Origin of the sequence: Bradyrhizobium sp. LCT2, from assembly GCF_009931255.1 — a bacterium.
In the GTDB taxonomy this organism is placed as follows: Bacteria; Pseudomonadota; Alphaproteobacteria; order Rhizobiales; family Xanthobacteraceae; genus Bradyrhizobium; species Bradyrhizobium diazoefficiens.
The window spans coordinates 5,455,370-5,475,344 of sequence record NZ_CP034432.1 but is presented as its reverse complement, the minus strand read 5'-3'; the positions used below and the strand labels follow the sequence as shown (position 1 = coordinate 5,475,344).

The window sequence follows — 19,975 nt, the reverse complement described above, 5'->3', positions numbered from 1 at the left end:
CAGAATGCTCCTGTCAGGCCGGTTGTGGTACGAGCTTCGGCTGCGCCGTGCTGATGGTTGCCGCGACCACGACCGACAACGCCGTCATCGCCACCAGGAAGCCGAAGGCGGCATCGAACGATCCGGTTCCGGTCACGATGAAGCCGATCGCGACGGGGGCGACGAAGCCCGCGCTCTGGCCGCCGAGATTGACCATGCCGACGCCCGATCCGATCTGGTCGTCGCGGAGCAGTTTGGTCGGAAGCGCAATCACCGAGGCCAGCACGAAGGATTTGAAGAAGTAGACCAGCGACTGGAACGCGATCAGCATCGTGATCGTCTCCGACTTGTACATGGCGTAGAGGAAGATGCCGGTCAATGCGGAGCTGCCGATCAGCAGGTATTTTTCGCGCTCGGAGAAGAACGTCGTCATCACCCAGCCGCCCATCGCGGTCGCGATCGTCGCCATCACGAACGGGATCGGCGCCAGGACGCCGACGGTCTTGAGGTCGAGCCCGCGCTGCTGGAGCAGGTAGAGCGGCATCCAGGAATCCAGGCCCTTGTTGACGCAGCTGAGACCAAACCACACCACCATCAACTGCCACAGCAGCGGATTCTTCATGAGCTCGCGCATCGGCGCGCGGCTTTCGGCCTTCACTGGCGCGCCTGCATCGGCCTTGCCCGGGCGTCCCAGATAGGGGACGAAGACGAAATAGACCACCGCGAAGACGATGCCCGCGATGCCGATGGCGTTGAAGGCATGGCGCCAGCCGAGCCAGAGGATCAGCGGCGCCATGATCAGCGGCGCGACCATGCTGCCGGCGTAGTTGGACGACAGCAGCAGTCCCGACATCTTCGGCCGGCTATCCTTCTTGAACACTTCCGCGACGGCGCGGATGCTCGCCGGCGGAAAGCCGCCCTCGGCGATGCCGAAGATGAAGCGGATCGCGATCAGCGAGGTCAGCGACCAGGCAAGGCTCGTGAACGCCGTGAACAGCGACCACATCGCGATGGTGACGATCACCACATATTTCGAGCCGAAGCGGTCGGAGAGCCATCCGCCCGGCACCTGCATCGCGGCATAACCGAGGAAGAATGCGCTGATGACGATGCCGAGATCGGCGGCCTGCAGATTGAAGTCCTTGCCGATCTGCGCCAGCGCCAGCGAGATCGCCGCGCGGTCGATGTAGGAGATGCAGTAGGCGATGTAGAGCAGGACGAAGGCAATGACGCTGGCTTTCCTCGGCAGTTCCGTCATGCTCGTCTCCGTTGCGCCGGCGGTGCATCCAGGGCTGGTGTCGGGTTATTCCCAGGTGAGGAAACCGGGCGCGGCCGACAGCGGCGGCGCTGCGGCGAGCCGCGCCAGGTCGGGCACCGGCCGGCACAATTGCGCATCGCCCGCGAACGCGGCCTCGATGCTCGCGGCGACCGAAAGCACGATGGCGTCGCCGCCGCGCGGGCCGACGATCTGGAGACCGAACGGCAGGCCGGCTTCATCGAGGCCGAGCGGAATGCTGATCGCGGGGTGGCCGGGAAGCGTCACGGCATAAGCGAGCGCGAGCCAGTGGAAATAGGATTTGGTCGGCACACCGTCGATCTCGGCGGGATAGAGCTCCGACCAGAGGCGCGGGCTCAGCGTAATGGTCGGACTGATCAGTACATCGCAGGTTTCAAAGAAGGTCTGGTAGGCGCGATAGATCCGCGTCTGCGTCGTGGCGGCGCGCCCATGATCCTCGAGCGTGTAGCTCAGGCCTTCCTCGACATTGGCGCGGACATTCGGGCCGAGCATTTCGGGACGCTCTTTGTAGTTCTTCCCGTGCATCGCCAGGAACAGGCCGGCGCGCAGAACCGCGAACGCGTCGTCGGCGCCGGAGCAATCCGGCGTCGCCTCGCGGCAGTCGGCGAACAGCGGCGCGAGCCTCGCCACACGATCGCGGAATACGCGACGGATGGCCTGCTCGGTCGGGGCGAAGCCAAAGTCCTCCGTGAAGGCGAGGCGCAGCTTGCCAAGGTCCGCGGGACGCGGTGCGGCCCAGCGTTCGGCGCGACTGCGCACCGGCTCGCCGGGCAGCGTATAGGCCAGGGGATCGCGGACATCATCGCTCGCCATCACCGACAGCATCAGCGCGGTGTCGGCGACATTGCGCGCCATCGGTCCGTCGGTCGACAGGTTCGACCAGCCGAAGGCGCGCTTCTCGCTGGCCACGAGACCGTAGGACGGACGCATGCCGACGATGCCGGAGAAGCCTGCCGGATTGCGCAAGGAGCCGCCGGTGTCCGAGCCCGAGGCGAGCGGCGCCATGCCGCAGGCGAGCGCCACCGCCGAGCCACCGGAGGAGCCGGCTGCCGAGCGCATGGGATCGAAGGGATTGCCGGTTGCGCCGAACACCGGATTGCGGGTGTTGCCGCCGGCCGCCCATTCCGGCGTGTTGGTCTTGCCGAAGATGATGGCGCCGGCTGTGCGCAGCCGCGCGACCGAGCCCTGGTCGGCGACCGGTACATTGTCGCGCAACAGGGGGCTGCCATAGGTGGAGCGCAGCCCGGCAGTGTCCTGGGTGTCCTTGATCAGCACCGGAAGGCCGTGCAGTGCGCCGCGATCCTCGCCGCGCAGGATGGCGGCTTCGGCGGCCGTTGCCGCCTTGCGCGCGCCTGATACGTCCAACGTCACGACGGCATTCACGGCAGGATTGATGGTGGCGATGCGCGACAGGCAGGCCTCCAGCAGCTCGACGGGCGAGATCGCCCGCGCGGCCAGCAGGCGGCGCAGCTCAACGGCGCTGGAATCGCAAAGTCCGGACAATGCCAATCCCCTTTCAGATTATGAAAACAATTTAGCATATCGGAAAGTAAAGGCGGCGCACCAATAATCGTCAAACCGAGGCATTTCGTGCCCAAATGCTGGCGCTGCTGCCCAACAGGTCGTCAAATGGGCCCCTCAAGGGGTGTCTTGGCCGAAAAGATTAGACGGATAGGCCAACAATATTTCCATCGCCGTGGTAGGATTGCTGCATGAGCGAGATAACGACGCCCGAAGGTGCCAATTCCCAGCTGGGCCAATGCCTCAAGGCGGCCCGCCAGGCCCGGGGCCTGACGCTCAAGCAGGTCGCGGAGCGCACCGGCATGGCGCTGTCGACCCTGTCCAAGGTCGAGAACGGCCTGATGTCGCTGACCTACGACAAGCTGCTCCAGCTCACCTCCGGCCTGAAGATGGAGATCGCCGAGCTGTTCAATCCAGCGGTCGCGGCGCCGCAGGGCCGGCCGGTCACCGCGCGGCGGAGCATCAGCCGGGCCGGGCAGGGGCAGGTGATCACCACGAAATTCTACACCTACACCTATCAATGCACCGATCTGATCGGCAAACGCATGGTGCCGATCGTGGCCGAGGTTCGCGCGCGCTCGCTGGAGGAGTTTGGCCCGCTGTTGCGCCATGGCGGCGAGGAATATTTCCTGGTGACGAGCGGACGCGTCGCCGTCCACACCGAGTTCTACGCGCCTGAGATCCTCGGTGAGGGCGACGGCATCTATCTCGACAGCACCATGGGCCACGCCTATCTCAACGCTGGCGAGGCGCCTTCTGCAAAAGGCGTCTGCCTGTGCACCAGCGAGGCGCCCGATCTCTACGACCAGCTCCGCCAGATCGCCTCGCGCGATGTGGCGCCGCTCGGTAATGACGAGCTGCCCCCATAGCGGATTGGCGAGCGGTGAAACGAAAAACGCCCGGCATGGCCGGGCGTTTTTTATTCTATGTCCGACTTTATTCGCCGCCGCCGAAACGGCGGGACCACCAGCCGGCGCGGCGTGGGGCGGCCGGCGTTTCGCTTGCCGCTTCCGGTGCGGGCGCAGGTGCCGGCGCGGGCGGCGCGACCGGCTCGCTCGCCTGCGCAACAGGCGTTGCGGGCTCGCTTGGGCTGCTCGACAGGAAGCTCACCTTTTCCCGGACGGTGGAGCGCCGCCGCGCGGCCTTCTCGTCAGCGGGCTCTTCTTCCGCCGTTACGACAGCAGGAGCTGGCTCCGGCTGAGCCGGCACCTCGGCCTGCACTTCGGCACGCGGCTCAGGCGGCGCGATTTGCGGCTCGGCGGTGTGCTCGGCCTGCGCGATCGAAGGCGCAGCCTCGCCGCCAAAGCCGTCGAAATCGGCCACCGCTTCGGTCGCTTCCGATGGTGATTGGGTGCCGAGCTCGTCGCCGATGGAGCCGGCAAGACCTTCCTCGCCGCCCCCACGCCGACGGCGTCCGCCTCTGCGACCACGCCGGCGCCGGCGCTCACCGCCGCCCTGCTGCTCGCCACGGGCTGCCTGTTCCTCGCCTTCCTCACCGTCCTGCTCGGACTCGGCGTCCTCTTCGGACTCGCCAGCGACCATTGCCGGCTCGGGAAGCGTGGGCGCGCTATCCTCGCGCAACTCGCCGTCGCGCTGGCCACCGCGGCCGCGCCGGCGACGGCGGCGCTTGCGGCGCTGACCGTCCTGCTCGGGGGCCGCCTCGCCGGCAGCCTGCTCTTCAGTGAGACCTTCGGTCTCCTCGGACTCGATCTCGGATTCCAGCTCCGGATCGAACTCCTCGTCGTCATAGGCCTCTTCAACCACCGGGGGCGGGCTTGCCGCGGCCTGCGCCGCGAGCAGCGCCTTGGCGGCTTCGAGCGTATGCACCTGCTCGCCGCGATCGATGAGGTAGGCCTGCGGTCCGCTGACGCTCGGGTCGGCGATGACCGCCAGGGTGACCTTGAAGCCGTTTTCGAGGTCGCGCAGATGGCCGCGCTTGTGGTTCAGCACGTAGAGCGCGACGTCGGTGCGGGTACGGACCACGAGATTGTGGGTCGCGCCCTTCATCAGGATCTCTTCGAGGCCGCGCAGCAGCTGGAGCGCAACCGAGGACACCGAGCGGACATGGCCGGTGCCGCCGCAATGCGGGCAGGGATCGGTCGAGGATTCCAGCACGCTGGCACGAATGCGCTGGCGCGACATCTCGAGCAGGCCGAAATGCGAGATGCGTCCGACCTGGATGCGTGCGCGGTCCTGCCTGAGGCAATCGGACAGCTTGCGCTCGACCGCCCGGTTGTTGCGCTTCTCGTCCATGTCGATGAAGTCGATGACGATCAGGCCGGCGAGGTCGCGCAGGCGGAGCTGGCGGGCGACCTCTTCGGCCGCTTCCAGATTGGTCTTGAGCGCGGTGTCCTCGATATGGTGCTCGCGCGTCGATCGTCCGGAGTTGACGTCGATCGAGACCAGCGCCTCGGTCTGGTTGATCACGATGTAGCCGCCGGAGCGCAGCTGCACGGTCGGCGAGAACATCGCGTCCAACTGGCTTTCGACGCCCATGCGCGAGAATAGCGGCTGGCCGTCGCGATACTGCTTCACCGCGCTGACGTTGGCGGGCATCAGCATCTTCATGAAGTCGCGCGCTTCGCGGTAGCCGGATTCGCCGGCAACCGAGATCTCGTCGATCTCCTTGTTGTAGAGGTCGCGCAGCGAGCGCTTGATCAGCGAGCCTTCCTCATAGACGAGGGTCGGGGCCTGCGACTTCAGCGTCAGGTCGCGCACCGTCTCCCACATCCGGATCAGGTATTCGAAGTCGCGCTTGATCTCGGGCTTGGTGCGGGCGGCGCCGGCGGTGCGCAGGATGATGCCCATGCCCTCGGGCACGTCGAGATCCTGCACCACTTCCTTCAGACGCGAGCGGTCCTGGGCGCTGGTGATCTTGCGGCTGATGCCTCCGCCGCGCGCGGTGTTCGGCATCAGCACGGCGTAGCGGCCGGCGAGCGACAGATAGGTTGTCAGCGCCGCGCCCTTGTTGCCGCGCTCTTCCTTGACGACCTGCACCAGCATCACCTGGCGGCGCTTGATGACTTCCTGGATCTTGTACTGGCGGCGCGGACGGAAGGTGCGCTCCGGCACTTCCTCCAACACGTCGTCGCCGCCGACGGATTCGACGACTTCCTCTTCGGCTTCCTCGCCGTCGTCATCCTCGTCGTCGTCGTCCTCGGCCGCCGCGTCAGCGTCGTGATGCAGAGCTTCGGTGCTTTCGCCGGCAGCGTACACTGCATCAGCCGGTTCAGCGGCGGCGGTTACGGCTTCGGCCAGAGCCTCTGCGTGCGCTTCGGAGGTCGCCTCCTGCGGTTCGGCAACGGCCTCGGCCGCGACCACCGGTTCGGCGCCAAAGGCCGCGACAGGCGCGGGCGTCTCGTCGGCATGATCGTGGTCGTGATGATCGTGCCCGCCGTCATGGCCATGGTCGTCATGATCGTGAGCGTGATCGTGATGATGGTCGTCGTGCGCGTGTTCATGGTGATCATGATCGTGGTGATCATGGGCATCGTGCTCGCCGTGATGCTCCGCGTCGGCGTGCAGATGCTCGCCCTCTTGCGGAGCGCCCTCGGCGTGCTCAGTCAGAATCTGGCCCTCGACCGGCTGCGCCGCGGGATCGGCGCCGGCGTCGAGGCCTTCGACGATGTCGCTGCGGACGCGTTCGCCGTGACCGCGGCGGCGGGCGTTGCGGTGACGCGAGCGGCGGCGGCCGTGCGAGCGGTTCTCGCTCTCTTCCTCGGCTTCGCGATGGGCCTGCTCCTCGGCCTCGATCAGCGCCTGCCGGTCGGCAACCGGGATCTGGTAGTAGTCGGGATGGATTTCGCTGAAGGCGAGGAAGCCGTGGCGGTTGCCGCCATATTCGACGAAGGCGGCCTGGAGCGAGGGTTCGACCCTGGTGACCTTGGCGAGGTAGATATTCCCGCGCAGTTGCTTGCGTTGCGCCGTCTCGAAATCAAACTCTTCGACGCGATTGCCGCGGACCACGACGACCCGGGTCTCCTCCGGGTGGGTGGCATCGATCAACATCTTGTTGGGCATGTCTTAACTCTTGGCGGCGGCGGGCGCGATTCACCGTGGGCGCGTATCGCGCCGCCGGGAGACGCGACGGTCCACCTGATTCGGGGGTGAGGGGAAGGCCGAAACGCCGTCTCTCGCGCCTTGCCGGACCGGAAGCCTCAGGGCCGTGGCGGCGCGCGGGATTATCACTCCGCAGCGTCGCGAATGGTCCTTCAGAATTCGTCGGCACAGTCTGGCGCATCAAGCGTCGGCCCGTATGAAACATTGGGCGGCGGGGCCGCCCCTCAATCAGTTGCTGCTGGCCAGGCATGGCGCGAGCGCGCTCGCCTTGGGGATCACGAACCGCTCCCTTGGGATCAAGGGACCGGGTAATGGGTTACGTCGCTGTCCGAACCGTCCCGGAAAAGTGGTACCCGGGAACCGTCCGCCGCCGGGGCTTGGCCCGCTCCACCTCGCTGCCGCGCACCGCGCTGGTCTTAGAGGAGAACGGAAAACGCTGGAATTCCCAAATCTTGAGAGTTCCGGCGCTGCACCGGGAGGCTGAATGCGACACAACCGAAAATATCGGCCGTCAGCATTCCGTACATACGAGGAATGGGCCATCCGTGCAAGGGAGCGTCGCACGGCGGTCACAGTCAGCGAGTTTCGCGCGCCCGTCATTAAGGATCGATTAACCCTGTGGTTCTATTGCGTTAAACAAGCTGCTCGGAGGCACGAAATCGGTGGCGAGCCGCGCAAAACAAAGAGTCCTGCTGGGATGCGTGCTTCTGTGCGCCGCGGCATTGCCATATGCTGATTCCTCCCGCCTGAGCGCCGCGGAAAGCCAGCCGCAACCCTCTGTTGCGGTAGCGAATTTTCCAATCGCCTCGGCCGCCCGGCTGGCTGGCGACGGCAAGCAGACCCGCTTCATCCTCGACATCGACCGGACCGTCAGCTTCCGCGCCGTCACGCTCGCCGACCCGTACCGGGTGGTGGTGGACGTGCCCCAGGTCAATTTTCAGCTGCCCGCGGGGACCGGGTCCGGCGGGCGGGGACTGGTCAAGGCCTTCCGCTACGGGCTCGTCATGCCCGGCGGCTCGCGAATCGTGTTCGACCTGACGGGGCCGGCCAAGATCGCCAATTCCTACGTATTGGAGGCGGCCAACGGACAGCCGGCCCGGCTCGTGCTCGAGCTGGAGGAGGTCGACCGCGCCGCCTTCGTGCAATCGCTCGCCCCGGAAAACCGGCCCGAGCTGCGGCCCGCGATCGCCGACGCGCCGCCCGCCACGGTGCCCGCGACGGCGGGCCCGGAAACGGCGCAGCAGAAGGCCGATGGCCGGCCGATCGTCGTGATCGATCCCGGCCATGGCGGCATCGACAACGGCACGCAGTCGAGCGGCGAGAGCGAGAAGAACCTGGTGCTGGCCTTTGGCCTGGCGCTGCGCGACCGGCTGGAAAAGGCCGGCAAATACCGTGTCGTGATGACGCGCAACGACGACACGTTCATCCCGCTCAATGACCGGGTCAAAGTCGCCCGCAACATCAAGGCGGCGCTGTTCGTCTCGATTCATGCCGATGCGCTGCCGCGCGCCGAGGGGGATGCCCAGGGCGCCACCATCTATACGCTGTCCGACAAGGCGTCCGACGCCGAGGCCCAGCGTCTGGCGGACGCGGAAAACCGCGCGGACGCGATCGCCGGCTTCAATCTCGCGGAGGAGCCGACCGACGTCGCGGACATCCTGATCGATCTGACGCAGCGGGAAACCCGCACGTTTTCAAACCGTTTTGCGCATGTGCTGATGGGCGAAATGAAGTCGACGGTGCGGATGCACAAGCATCCGCTGAAATCGGCCGGTTTCCGGGTGCTGAAGGCACCCGACGTGCCGTCGGTGCTGGTCGAGATCGGTTATGTCTCCAATAAGGGCGATCTCGAGCATCTGGTCTCCGAGGGCTGGCGGTCCCGTGCCGTGGGCGCGATGGCGCAAGCCATCGACGGGTTCCTGGCCAAGCGGCTGGCGACCGCCGGATCGTCGAATTGACGACCGGGGGATCGTCGAATTGAGAGAATTGAGGAAGGGTTTTTCCGTCCCGCCGCAAAAGCCCTAGTTTGGCCACAGCGGGCGATTTATAAAAACGCCGCAGGGGGTTCCGGAATCGGCGAGAATCCCGTTCGGCGAGCGTCTTAGGTCCGGCACTGACGTAATTGAGTAGGCCGGTGAATGCGCGACGTGAGGTTGGCGCCTGTTTTTGAGCGCCAAGGGGCTGATACTGGGCTGATCCAGAGTTTGAACGGATAAACAGATAATGCGCTTGCTGGTGCGGTTCATGGGCTTCCTGTTCGCCGCGGGAACGGTGGTGTTCCTTGTCGGTGTCGGGGCCGTGGCAGGCCTGATCTGGCATTTCTCCAAGGACTTGCCGGACTACTCTCAGCTTCAGGATTACGAGCCGCCGGTGATGACGCGTGTGCACGCGGTCGACGGTTCGCTGCTCGGCGAGTACGCCAAGGAGCGACGGCTGTATCTGCCGATCCAGGCCGTGCCCAAGCTCGTGATCAATGCCTTCCTCGCGGCCGAGGACAAGAATTTCTACGAGCATGGCGGCATCGACTACACCGGCATGGCGCGCGCAGGTCTGGTCTATATCCAGAACTACGGCTCCAACCGGCGTCCGCAGGGCGCCTCCACCATCACCCAGCAGGTCGCCAAGAACTTCCTTCTGACCAACGAGGTCTCCTTCGCCCGCAAGATCAAGGAAGCCTTGCTGGCGATGCGGATCGAGAAGACCTACTCGAAGGACAAGATCCTCGAGCTGTATCTGAACGAGATCTATCTGGGCCTCGGTGCCTACGGCATCGCGGCCGCCTCGCTGGTCTATTTCGACAAGTCGGTGAACGAGCTGACGGTGGCGGAGGCCTCCTATCTGGCGGCGCTGCCGAAGATGCCGGCGACCCTGCATCCGGTGCGTAACCGCGACCGCGCCATCGAGCGCCGCAACTATGTGATCGACCGCCTCCAGGAGAACGGCTGGATCAAGCAGGCCGACGCCGACAAGGCGCGCAAGGAGCCGCTGGCCGTCACCAACCGGTCCAACGGCGCCCACACCTTCGCCGGCGAATATTTCGCCGAGGAAGTCCGCCGCGACATCTTCGAGCGCTACGGCGAGAAGAAGCTTTACGAGGGCGGTCTGTCTGTCCGCACCACGCTCGATCCGAAGATCCAGGTGATGGCGCGCAAGACCATGGTCGCCGGCCTCGTCAACTATGACGAGCAGCAGGGCTATCGCGGCGCCATGAGCAAGCTCGATATTTCGGGCGATTGGGGCGTGAAGCTCGCCGAGATCAAGTCGCTCTCCGACATCTCGCCGTGGCGCATGGCGGTGGTGCTGGAGACCAGCGACCAGTCGGCGCGCATCGGATTCCAGCCGAGCCGCGAGCTCGGCGGCGCCGTCAGCAAGCAGCGCGAAACCGGCCTGATCACGCTCGACGGCATCAAATGGGCAAGGGCGGCGACCGGCCCTGCGAAGGGCAGGGCGGCAACGGCGGTGTCGCAGGTGCTCCAGCCCGGCGACGTGATCTACGCTGATCCGCTCTACAAGGACGGCAATCCGGTCGAGGGACAGTACCGGCTGCGCCAGATCCCCGAAGTGTCCGGCGCGATGGTGGTGATGGACCCCTGGACCGGCCGCGTGCTCGCAATGGTCGGCGGCTTCTCGTTCGACCAGAGCCAGTTCAACCGCGCCACCCAGGCCTACCGGCAGCCGGGCTCGTCGTTCAAGCCGATCGTCTATTCGGCCGCGCTCGACAACGGCTATACGCCCTCGACAGTGGTGCTCGACGCGCCGATCGAAATCGACCAGGGCCAGGGCGCCGGCGTATGGCGACCGGAAAACTTCTCCTCGGGCAAGTTCCAGGGGCCGGTGACGCTGCGCAACGCGCTGCGGCAGTCGCTCAACACCGTGACGGTGCGCCTCGCGCAGGACATCGGCATGCCGCTGATCGGCGAATATGCCCGCCGCTTCGGCGTCTATGACGAGCTGCCGAACTATCTCTCCTACGCGCTCGGCGCCGGCGAGACGACGGCGATGCGCATGGTCACGGCCTACTCGATGCTCGCCAATGGCGGTCGCCGCGTGAAGCCGACCCTGATCGACCGTATCCAGGATCGCTACGGCCGCACCATCTTCAAGCACGACCAGCGCGAATGCCGCGGCTGCGACGCGCCGGGCGGCTGGAAGAACCAGAACGAACCGCAGCTGATCGACCGCCGCGAGCAGGTGCTCGACTCCATGACCGCCTATCAGATCACCGAACTGATGGAGGGCGTGGTCCAGGCCGGTACCGCGACCGTGGTCAAGGAGGTCGGCAAGCCGATCGCCGGCAAGACCGGTACGACCAACGAGGCCAAGGACGCCTGGTTCGTCGGCTTCTCGCCCGACGTCGCCGTCGCGATCTATATGGGCTACGACAAGCCGCGTGCGCTCGGCAAAGGCAACGCTGCGACCGGCGGCCATCTGGCTGCTCCCATCGCGCGCGATTTCCTTAAGCTCGCGCTCGCCGACAAGCCGGCGGTGCCGTTCAAGGTGCCGGCCGGCATCAAGCTCGTGCGCGTCGTCGCCAAGACCGGCATGCGCGCCGGCCCGGGTGAGACCGGCGGCACCATCCTCGAAGCCTTCAAGCCGGGCACGGCGCCGCCGGACAATTATTCGGTCATCGGCGTTGCCGACGCCGACGGACGCGGCGGCGTGCCGGCGTCGCAGCAGCAGCAGCCGGATTCCGGCTTCTTCATGCGGCCGGGCACCGGCGGGCTGTACTAAGGCTTAGGACAAGGCAGACGTTTGTCGCGGCGGCGGTTGCGCTTTGCAGCCGTCGCCGCTACATCCCGATCTTGAATTACACGCGGAACCAATTCCGCGAGACACGAGAACGACATGCGCGCCGAAATCGAACGGTTGGTAGAAGAGATCAAGCAGTCAGTCGGGCTGCTGAGGAGGCATCTTTGACGTCGAGAAATCGACGGCGCGCCTCGCTGAGCTGAACAAGCTCGCAGAAGATCCCAACCTCTGGAACGATCCCCAGAAGGCCCAGAAGCTGATGCAGGAGCGGACCTCGCTGGAGGATTCGCTGTCGGGCATCGGCAAGGTCGAGCAGGAGCTCGAAGACGACATCGGCATGATCGAGCTCGGCGAAGCCGAGGGCGATGACGGCGTCGTCGCCGAAGCCGAAGCTGCGCTGAAGGCCCTGAAGAAGGAAGTCGCGCGGCGCGAGCTCGAGGCGCTGCTGTCGGGCGAAGCCGACCGCTTCGATTCCTATCTCGAGGTCCACGCCGGCGCCGGCGGCACCGAAAGCCAGGACTGGGCGCAGATGCTGCTGCGCATGTACACGCGCTGGGCGGAGACGCACGGCTTCAAGGTCGAGTATCTCGAAGAGTCCGAGGGCGAAGAAGCCGGCATCAAGTCGGCGACGATCCAGGTCTCAGGCCACAATGCCTATGGCTGGCTGAAGACCGAGGCGGGCGTGCATCGTCTGGTGCGCATCTCGCCGTTCGATTCCAACGCGCGGCGGCACACGTCGTTCTCCAGCGTGCAGGTGTTCCCGGTCATCGACGACAGCATCAAGATCGACATCAAGGAATCCGATGTCCGCGTCGATACCATGCGGTCGGGCGGCGCCGGCGGCCAGCACGTCAACAAGACCGAATCCGCGGTGCGCCTGACGCATATCCCGACCGGTGTCGCGGTGGTCTGCCAGGCCGGCCGCTCGCAGCACAAGAACCGGGCGCAGGCCTGGGACATGCTGCGCGCGCGGCTGTACGAAATGGAGCTGAAGAAGCGCGAGGAGAAGGCGGCGGCCGACCAGGCCGCCAAGACCGATATCGGCTGGGGCCACCAGATCCGCTCCTACGTGCTGCAGCCCTATCAGATGGTGAAGGATCTGCGCACGGGCGTGCAGACCTCCGACACGTCGGGCGTGCTCGGCGGCGATCTCGACGAGTTCATGGCCGCGACGCTGGCGCAGCGCGCCTTCGGAACCACCGGCGCCGACATCGAGGATGTGGACTAGCCATGCCCCGCGTCGCCTTCATCGGGCTTGGACGGATGGGCCATGGCATGGCCGGCCGCTATCTCGATGCCGGCTTCACGGTGATGCTGTGGAATCGCAGCAAGACAAAAGCGGAAGATCTGATCGCGCGCGGCGCGCAATGGGCGACCTCGCCTGAGGATGCCGCGATCGATGCCGACGCGGTCGTGACCATGGTCGCCGACGACGAGGCCTCGCGCGCGGTCTGGCTGGGGCCGAAGGGCGCGGCCAAGACGGCCAAGGCCGGCACCATCGCGATCGAATGCTCCACCGTCTCCTATGACCACGCGCGCGAGATGGGCCGCGAGCTCAACGCGCGCGGGCTGATCTACATCGATTGTCCCGTGACGGGATTGCCGGATGCCGCGGCCGCCGGAAAGCTGACCTTGCTGGTCGGGGCTGATGCCGCCGACCTCGAACGCGCGCGGCCCTATCTCGAACCGATCGGCTCGACCATCCGCCATTTCGGCGCGGTCGGCTCCGGCACGGTCTACAAGCTCATCAACAATCTGATGGGCGCGATCCAGATTGCCGGACTCGCCGAAGGGCTCGCGATCGCCGAGCAGGCCGGGCTCGACATGACCCTGGTGCTGGAATCGATTCAGGCCGGCGTTGCTGCGAGCCCGCAGGTCCAGCGTCATTCCAAGCGCATGGTCGCCCGCGACTTCAGCGGCGCGACCTTCACCTCGGCGCTGCGGCACAAGGATGCCGCCTACGCCGTGAAGCTCGCCGAGAGCCTGCTCGCCGACAAGCCGCTGGTGGCGCGCGCGGCGGTCGAATCCTATGCGCGGGCGAAAGCTGCGATGCCTGATGACGACGAAGGCAAGATGATCGAGCTGGTGTCGCGGCCGAAGAAGCCGTCTTAGCCGGTGTTCTCGCTCATTCACTACTGTCTGAGGCGACATGTCGGGGCGGTTGTCATTTCGAAAGTTGAACGAGGGGTGGAATGCGGAGCCGAACGCCCCGTATCCGCACGTAGCCGTATCAGGTCATGATGTCGTTCTTCGCTTCCTGCTGAACCCCTTTCGCTTCACATCGTTTGCAGAGGACGATGAAGGTGTCCTCCGCTTCGTGAATTGCGTTCGGTATCGCCTCGGAGCAACCAATGACGAAGGTTGGTATCGTGGCCAATGCCGCTACAGCAAGCTGGCGCCGGCGTGGGGCGAATTCTACGAGATCGCAGGTCCTGATCCCCATTTGATGGATCCGTTAGATTGGAGGATTGCGAGCGGGGGGCGACCTCGTCGCGTCACTTCTTGTTCTATTTTCGCGATGAGACGTTCGAGTGCATTGCCGCTGAATGGACTCTCGAACCTGTTCCGGAAAATGCGTTGATTCACAAGCTGCGCTCCGACTGACGGCGAGCCGCGCTTTCTCAGTCTTCGCTTCTCGGAAATCGGGTGGCAAAGCGCGTCGCGCCATACTAGGCGGAGGTCAACTGCCGATGTGAGACGCCATGCCCCCGAACGACAACCGGATCGACGCGCGAGACTGGTCGCTGCTTGCCGTGCTCTCGATCCTCTGGGGCGGCTCGTTCTTCTTCAACGGCGCGGGCTTGCGGGAATTGCCGCCGCTCACCCTGGTGTTCCTGCGCGTCGCGCTGGGTGCGGCCATTCTTTTGCCGCTGCTCCGTGTTCAAGGTATCGGCTTTCCCAGGGGCACGTTGGGCTGGAAACCGTTCTTCGCGATCGGGCTGCTCAATAACGTCATCCCGTTCTCGCTGATCGTGATCGGCCAGACCTTCATTCCAAGCGGGCTGGCTTCGATCCTGAATGCCACCACGCCGCTGTTCACGGTGATCGTCATGGCGATGGCGGGCGAGGAAGCCCTGCAGATGCGACGAGTTGCCGGCGTGGCGCTGGGCGTCGTCGGCGTGGTCATCCTGCGCGGCTGGGGCATCGAGACGCGGCCGGGGCAGGGGGTCGGCATCCTGCTTTGCCTCGGCGGCGCGCTCAGCTACGGTTTTGCGGCGCTGGCGGCGCGGCGGCTGTTGAAGGACTCTCCGCCGCTTGGAACGGCGACGTTTCAATTGATGGCATCGACGGTGATGATGGCGGTCGTCGCCGGTGCGGTGGAACAGCCGTGGCATCTCCCGATGCCGGGCCTTACAACCTGGCTCGCGGTGCTTGGACTTGCCGGCTTGTCGACGGCGCTCGCCTACATCGTCTTCTTTCAGATCCTGCGCCGTTCGGGCGCGACCAATGTCATGCTGGTGACGCTGCTAATTCCCGTCACCGCCATTCTGCTGGGATGGCTGCTGCTGGGCGAGCCGATCTCCATGCGCGAGATCGCAGGCGCCATTGTCATTGGCAGTGCGTTGCTCGTGATCGACGGGCGCGTTCTGAGAATGCTGCAGCGCGTCGCGTAAGTTCTAGCTCCACCGTTTCACCTCGCGGAAAATTGCGGCGCTTGCCAGCGGCAAGCCACCTTGCGACACTCTCTGCAAAACAAGACTACAAACACAGGGGAGAGAACGATGCCGGGTCGTCGCAAGAGCCTTGCTGCCCTCGCCATGCTTGCTGCCGGAGTGCTGGCCGCGACACCGGCCTCGGCGCAGAAGAAATACGACCCCGGCGCCAGCGACACCGACATCAAGATCGGCAACATCATGCCCTATAGCGGGCCGGCGTCCTCCTATGGCGTGATCGGCAAGACCGAGGCCGCGTTCTTCAGGATGATCAACGACCAGGGCGGCATCAACGGCCGCAAGATCAACTTCATCAGCTATGACGACGCCTATTCGCCGCCGAAGGCGATCGAGCAGGCGCGCAAGCTGGTCGAGAGCGACGAGGTTTTGTTGATCTTCCAGCCGCTCGGCACACCCTCGAACTCCGCGATCATGAAATATATGAACGCCAAGAAGGTGCCGCAGCTCTTCGTCGCGTCCGGCGGCACCAAGTTCGGCGATCCCAGGAACTTTCCCTGGACGATGGGCTTCCAGCCGAATTACCAGAGCGAGGGCCGGATCTACGCCAAATACATCCGCGATAACTTTCCGAACGGCAAGATCGCGGTGTTCTGGCAGAACGACGACGCCGGCAAGGACCAGTTCAAGGGTCTGAAGGACGGGCTCGGCGACAAGGCCGGCATGATCATCGCCGACAAGTCCTATGAGGTCAGCGATCCCTCGATCGACTCGCAGATCGTCGCGCTGCATGATTCCGGCGCGGATATCTTCTTCTCGTGGGCGGCGCCGAAAGGGTCGGCGCAGGCGATCCGCAAGGTCGGCGAGCTCGGCTGGAAGCCAAAATTCTTCCTGGCCAACACCGCGACCTCGGTTGCCTCAGTGCTCAAGCCCGCCGGGCTCGACTATTCCAAGGATATCATCTCGACCGTCTATCTGAAGGACCCGACCGATCCGACCTGGGACAAGGACCCGGCGGTGGTGAAGTGGCGCGAATTCATGGACAAATATTATCCCGATGGCGACAAGGCCAACTCCAACAACATCTACGGCTACGTGCAGGCCGAGGCGATGGCGCAGGTCCTGAAGCAGTGCGGCGACAATCTCACCCGCGAGAACGTCATGAAGCAGGCCGCGAACCTGAAGGATTTCCACACCGACCTGATGCTGCCGGGCATCATGGTCAACACCTCGCCCGATGATTACTTCCCGATCGAGCAGATGCAGTTGATGCGCTTCAACGGGCAGGCCTGGGAGCTGTTCGGCGACGTCATCACCGGCGAAGTCGGCCACGAGCGCAGCCCATAGTCACGGCCGGCTGCGGGCCTGAACCTTTAGGACCATGCCCCCGGCCACGCCGACGCCCAGCACATACATCCATCCCTCGTGGAAATCGAACAGATGCGAGTTCAATAGCGAGCTCGCGATGTTCTGCGCGACGACCGCAAGGCCGATCCAGGCGGCAAGCCCTTCGCCCAGGAACAGGCGAAGCTGCGCGATCCACATCGCGTAGAGCAGGACGACGCCCAAGAGGCCCCATTGCACCGCGACGTTGAGGGTCTGGTTGTGCGGATTGCTGACGATCTCCGCGTCGAGGCTGCTCTCGCCCGTGGCGGCGCGTTCGAACTGGCGCTTGATCGCGCCGGTGCCATGGCCGATCAGAGGGGCTTCGGTAAAGGCATGAAGTGACTTGCGCCAATAGGTCAGCCGCTGGGCGGTCGAGGCGCGGCTGATGTCCTCATGGCCGTGGCGGTATTCGACGGCGATGTCGGTGATGCGCTGGCGCAGATAGGACGAGGTCGTCCAGGCGAGCGCGCTCGCGGCGACCGCGCCCGCGAGCAGGACCAGCGCTGCCCGCCGGCTCAGATGCTTCCAGGCGAACAGGGCCAGCAGCACCGGGATGTAGAGCAGCGCCGTGCGGGCCGCGGCCACGAACACCATGTTGGTCGCGAACAGCAGGATCAATCCGAGGCAGGCGGTCGCCGCGATCACGCGTCCGCCGCGCCAGAAGGTGAGCGCGGGCAATGCAAGTGCAAAGGCGCAGAGCGTGAACTCCTGGCTCTGGTCGATGTAGTTCTTGACGGGAACGCCTGATGACGCCGTCGCGGCGATCTTCCAGGCGGGATTGAGCAGCACGACCCAGGAGAACACCGCCAGCAGCGCGCAGGAGGCGAGAAAAGCAAGGCAAACCTGGAAGCCGCGCTCGGACCGGCTGAAATGGTATAGCAGCGGCGGAATCAGCACGAGCTTTGCGACCGGCTTGATCGCATGCAGCCGGTCCGGCCAGGCGCCGTCCGACCACAGCACGCCGAGGAGTGCGAGCAGCAGGAGCGCGAACGGCAGGGCAAACGCCGGCCGCGTGAGCTCGTACGCATAGTCGCGCCAGTCGATGGTCGGGGTGACCGCCAGCAGCCACAGCCCGACGAAGATCGAAGGTGCCGTTGTGGACCACGGCAGCGATGCCGCGATCAGGATGACGAGCACATCTGCCGCCCGGAGCAGCGCGGCCGAGTTGCGCCAGCTCTGCCATCCTTTCCGGCCGCCTTGCCGATCGGCAGGCCCGGACCACGCAGCGGATTCGGCCGTCATCCGTACGATGCGAGCGGTGCGGCGACGAGGCTTTCCGTGCGCATCTCGCGCCCGAGGAAATCGCGGGCCTGGGTCTCATAGCCAAAGCGTTCGGCAAGCTCGTGGCGCCTCGCGCGGATCTTGCCGCGCCACTCCTCCTGCCGCGTCAGCACGCGGGTGACGGAGGCGGCGATCGAGTCGGTCGAGAACGGGTCGAAATAATCGGCGAGCTCGCCCGCGACTTCGCGGAACACCACGATATCCGAGCACAGCACCGGCGTGTTCGCGGCCAGCGCCTCGATGATCGGCACGCCAAAGCCTTCGGCAAGGCTCGGCATGATCAGGCCATGCGCCTCCGCGATCAGGGCGGCCTTCTCGTGCTCGTCGACATAGCCGGCGAAGCGGACGTTCGGCGGGAGGTTGCGCATCCGGCTGATCTCGCCGGCATAGCCGATCACGACGAGATCGGCCTGGGGCACACCACGGAAGGCACGGATGACGGCGGCGACGTTCTTGCGCGGCTCGTTCGAGACGATGACGACGAAGCTCGGCCGCCCCGGACGCCCCGACGGGGCTGGGAGGTGCAGGACATCCGGGGCGTCGAACCGGGTGCGGGGATACACGACCCGCGCCGGTAGGTGCGCAAATTGCGGCAACAGTTCCCTGAACCGCATCATGCTGTAGTTCGAAACGAAGGCGAGCTCGTCGGCCTGGCGCAGGCTGGTGCGGATTCGCGCCAGGAACTGCCGCGTGGCGATGTCGCTGAGCTTGAGATCGGTGAGCGGCAACAGGTCGTGGACGACGCAGATCACCTTGGCGTCCGGCCTGCGCTTGATCGTCACGCGGGTCGGGGTGTCCACGACGATCACGTCGTAGTCGCGCGCATCTATCCGCGGCGGCGGCAGCAGGAAGAAGGCCGAGGAATCCTGATAGTTGAAGAATCCGGGCTCGAGCTGAAAGTCGCCGAACAGTTCGAGGTGGCTCAGATCCGGCGGAATGTATTCGAGCGCGGCGGGCCGGTTCTCGATCAGTCGCGCGTTCAGGCTGCGCAGGCCGATCGCGCGCAGGAGGCAGAGCATGTTGTCCCGCGACAGCAACATGCCGCCCCTTTGGCGGAGCCAGTCGAATTTGCGGCGCGTGCCGCTGAGCGTCACCGGCCCGCTCACGTTGATCTCGTCAAGGAAGCGATAAAGCGCCAGCAGCTCGATGTTGCGCGCCTGCGCCGCGAACAGCTTTGTGCGTCGCTCGCGCCGGCACAGTTTGCGGTAGCGCTTCGAGGTCTCGACCAACAGCGTGAGTTCGTGGCCCTCCGAGGCGAGCGAACGCACCAACTCCCGGGTGAAATGGAAGATGCCGCGCTTGTGGTTTGGTTGTCCGAGCGACTCGGAGACGACCAGGATGTTCTGTTTCATGCGCGTTTCTCGCGGAGCTCGAAAGAGTGCGTTGCCGGCGGCTCGACCGTGACGGTCGAGGCGATGCGGCCGTGATCGAGGTTGATGATGCTGGTGCAGGTGCGGCGCAGCAGCGGCTGGTCGTGCGAGGCGATGATTACGATCGCCGCCTGCGACACCATGTGCAGCAGCCGCTCCTGTGCTTTCTCCGCAAAGTGCTCGTCGACCACGCTGAGCCATTCGTCGAGCAGCAGGATGTCGGCCGGAAAGGCCGTCGCGGTCGCAAACAACACCCGCATCAGCATTCCCGAGGAGAACATCCGCAGCGGCAGCCGCTGCATGCGCGCCTCGAGCTCGGTGAAAGCCCAGATATCGTCGATCACGGCGCGGGTCGGCTTGCGGCCGCTGATCCGCAGCAGCAGCGCGATGTTGTCCTCGGCCACGAAATCCAGGTTGACCCCGGCGTTGAGGCCGAGCAGGGGCACGACGTTGCCCTGGAGCGAGACGCTGCCGCTGCTCGGCGGATAGACGCCGGCGATCAGTCGCAGGAGCGTCGACTTGCCGGAGCCGTTGGGACCGGCAAGCCCGATGCGGCTGCCTGCTTCGGCCTTGATCGTGACATTGTCGACGGCGCGGATGATCCGCATCTCGCCCGGCTCGCGGATGATGTGCCCGAGCAGCCGCCGCTTCAGCGAGAAGTCGTAGGCGCCGTAGAGCGGATAGTCGAGACAGACGTTGCGAAGGTTGATCGAGACCATGCG

General features: G+C 65.4%; 15 protein-coding genes. 8 read left to right on the top strand and 7 right to left on the bottom strand.

Annotated elements, in window-relative coordinates:
- Window positions 1-13: 13 nt before the first annotated feature.
- Window positions 14-1,237 (bottom strand): MFS transporter, encoded by a 1,224-nt coding sequence (locus tag EI171_RS26255; protein WP_161535070.1) that lies wholly within the window; start codon window positions 1,235-1,237, stop codon window positions 14-16.
- Window positions 1,238-1,282: 45 nt separating this feature from the next.
- Complete coding sequence (locus tag EI171_RS26250) at window positions 1,283-2,779, bottom strand: amidase (protein ID WP_161535069.1); 1,497 nt, start codon at window positions 2,777-2,779, stop codon at window positions 1,283-1,285.
- A 209-nt stretch (window positions 2,780-2,988) separates the two neighbouring features.
- Between EI171_RS26250 and EI171_RS26245 the strand changes: the two genes are divergently transcribed.
- Window positions 2,989-3,666, top strand: a complete 678-nt coding sequence (locus tag EI171_RS26245; RefSeq protein WP_161535068.1) for a helix-turn-helix domain-containing protein — start codon at window positions 2,989-2,991, stop codon at window positions 3,664-3,666.
- Window positions 3,667-3,733: 67 nt separating this feature from the next.
- On the opposite strand, the gene EI171_RS26240 is transcribed toward EI171_RS26245, so the two are convergent.
- Entirely contained in the window at window positions 3,734-6,013 is a 2,280-nt protein-coding gene (locus EI171_RS26240) for a ribonuclease E/G (RefSeq protein WP_305764992.1), read from the bottom strand.
- Between EI171_RS26240 and EI171_RS46530 the strand changes: the two genes are divergently transcribed.
- From EI171_RS46530 to EI171_RS26220, 5 genes are all read left to right on the top strand, one after another.
- Window positions 5,978-6,907 (top strand): hypothetical protein, encoded by a 930-nt coding sequence (locus EI171_RS46530; RefSeq protein ID WP_305764991.1) that lies wholly within the window; start codon window positions 5,978-5,980, stop codon window positions 6,905-6,907. The two genes, EI171_RS26240 and EI171_RS46530, sit on opposite strands and share 36 nt — an antisense overlap.
- 611 nt (window positions 6,908-7,518) lie before the next feature.
- Window positions 7,519-8,814, top strand: coding sequence for an N-acetylmuramoyl-L-alanine amidase (locus EI171_RS26235; RefSeq protein WP_060911837.1), 1,296 nt, complete (start codon window positions 7,519-7,521; stop codon window positions 8,812-8,814).
- 265 nt (window positions 8,815-9,079) lie between these two features.
- Window positions 9,080-11,587, top strand: a complete 2,508-nt coding sequence (locus tag EI171_RS26230; RefSeq protein ID WP_161535066.1) for a penicillin-binding protein 1A — start codon at window positions 9,080-9,082, stop codon at window positions 11,585-11,587.
- 114 nt (window positions 11,588-11,701) lie between these two features.
- Window positions 11,702-12,833 (top strand): peptide chain release factor 2 gene (gene prfB / locus EI171_RS26225; RefSeq protein WP_161535065.1). Its coding sequence is split into 2 segments (ribosomal slippage): window positions 11,702-11,770 and window positions 11,772-12,833, totalling 1,131 coding nucleotides; the frame shifts between segments, so codons are not numbered across the junction.
- A 2-nt stretch (window positions 12,834-12,835) separates the two neighbouring features.
- Entirely contained in the window at window positions 12,836-13,717 is an 882-nt protein-coding gene (locus EI171_RS26220) for an NAD(P)-dependent oxidoreductase (RefSeq protein ID WP_161535064.1), read from the top strand.
- A 118-nt stretch (window positions 13,718-13,835) separates the two neighbouring features.
- Here the strand turns inward: EI171_RS26220 and EI171_RS26215 are convergent, their stop codons facing one another.
- Window positions 13,836-14,048: a hypothetical protein gene (locus EI171_RS26215; protein ID WP_161535063.1), complete on the bottom strand. Its 213-nt coding sequence runs from the start codon at window positions 14,046-14,048 to the stop codon at window positions 13,836-13,838.
- Between the two features lie 259 nt (window positions 14,049-14,307).
- Between EI171_RS26215 and EI171_RS26210 the strand changes: the two genes are divergently transcribed.
- Both EI171_RS26210 and EI171_RS26205 read left to right on the top strand, forming a co-directional pair.
- Window positions 14,308-15,219 (top strand): DMT family transporter, encoded by a 912-nt coding sequence (locus tag EI171_RS26210; protein WP_161535062.1) that lies wholly within the window; start codon window positions 14,308-14,310, stop codon window positions 15,217-15,219.
- A 108-nt stretch (window positions 15,220-15,327) separates the two neighbouring features.
- Window positions 15,328-16,563, top strand: a complete 1,236-nt coding sequence (locus tag EI171_RS26205) for an ABC transporter substrate-binding protein (RefSeq protein ID WP_161535061.1) — start codon at window positions 15,328-15,330, stop codon at window positions 16,561-16,563.
- On the opposite strand, the gene EI171_RS26200 is transcribed toward EI171_RS26205, so the two are convergent.
- Genes EI171_RS26200 through EI171_RS26190 form a run of 3 tightly spaced genes read right to left on the bottom strand, consistent with a single transcriptional unit; the run spans window position 16,564 to window position 19,972 of the window.
- A complete protein-coding gene (locus EI171_RS26200; RefSeq protein ID WP_161535060.1) occupies window positions 16,564-17,844 on the bottom strand; it encodes an O-antigen ligase in 1,281 nt (426 codons plus the stop codon). It abuts the gene before it with no gap.
- On the bottom strand, window positions 17,841-19,235 hold the full coding sequence (locus EI171_RS26195) for a glycosyltransferase family 1 protein (protein WP_161535059.1): 1,395 nt from the start codon (window positions 19,233-19,235) through the stop codon (window positions 17,841-17,843). The genes EI171_RS26200 and EI171_RS26195 overlap by 4 nt, the downstream gene beginning before the upstream one ends.
- Window positions 19,232-19,972 carry an ABC transporter ATP-binding protein gene (locus tag EI171_RS26190; RefSeq protein WP_011087088.1) on the bottom strand — a complete coding sequence of 247 codons (741 nt, stop codon included), beginning with the start codon at window positions 19,970-19,972 and terminating at the stop codon, window positions 19,232-19,234. The genes EI171_RS26195 and EI171_RS26190 overlap by 4 nt, the downstream gene beginning before the upstream one ends.
- Between the last annotated feature and the right edge of the window lie 3 nt (window positions 19,973-19,975).

Coding starts and splice junctions, on each gene's coding strand:
- EI171_RS26245 (WP_161535068.1), top strand. CDS start 2,989: ATGAGCGAGATAACGACGCCCGAAGGTGCCAATTCCCAGCTGGGCCAA.
- EI171_RS26200 (WP_161535060.1), bottom strand. CDS start 17,844: ATGACGGCCGAATCCGCTGCGTGGTCCGGGCCTGCCGATCGGCAAGGC.
- EI171_RS26210 (WP_161535062.1), top strand. CDS start 14,308: ATGCCCCCGAACGACAACCGGATCGACGCGCGAGACTGGTCGCTGCTT.
- EI171_RS46530 (WP_305764991.1), top strand. CDS start 5,978: ATGCAGAGCTTCGGTGCTTTCGCCGGCAGCGTACACTGCATCAGCCGG.
- EI171_RS26205 (WP_161535061.1), top strand. CDS start 15,328: ATGCCGGGTCGTCGCAAGAGCCTTGCTGCCCTCGCCATGCTTGCTGCC.
- EI171_RS26215 (WP_161535063.1), bottom strand. CDS start 14,048: ATGGGGATCAGGACCTGCGATCTCGTAGAATTCGCCCCACGCCGGCGC.
- EI171_RS26190 (WP_011087088.1), bottom strand. CDS start 19,972: ATGGTCTCGATCAACCTTCGCAACGTCTGTCTCGACTATCCGCTCTAC.
- EI171_RS26230 (WP_161535066.1), top strand. CDS start 9,080: ATGCGCTTGCTGGTGCGGTTCATGGGCTTCCTGTTCGCCGCGGGAACG.
- EI171_RS26255 (WP_161535070.1), bottom strand. CDS start 1,237: ATGACGGAACTGCCGAGGAAAGCCAGCGTCATTGCCTTCGTCCTGCTC.
- EI171_RS26220 (WP_161535064.1), top strand. CDS start 12,836: ATGCCCCGCGTCGCCTTCATCGGGCTTGGACGGATGGGCCATGGCATG.
- EI171_RS26195 (WP_161535059.1), bottom strand. CDS start 19,235: ATGAAACAGAACATCCTGGTCGTCTCCGAGTCGCTCGGACAACCAAAC.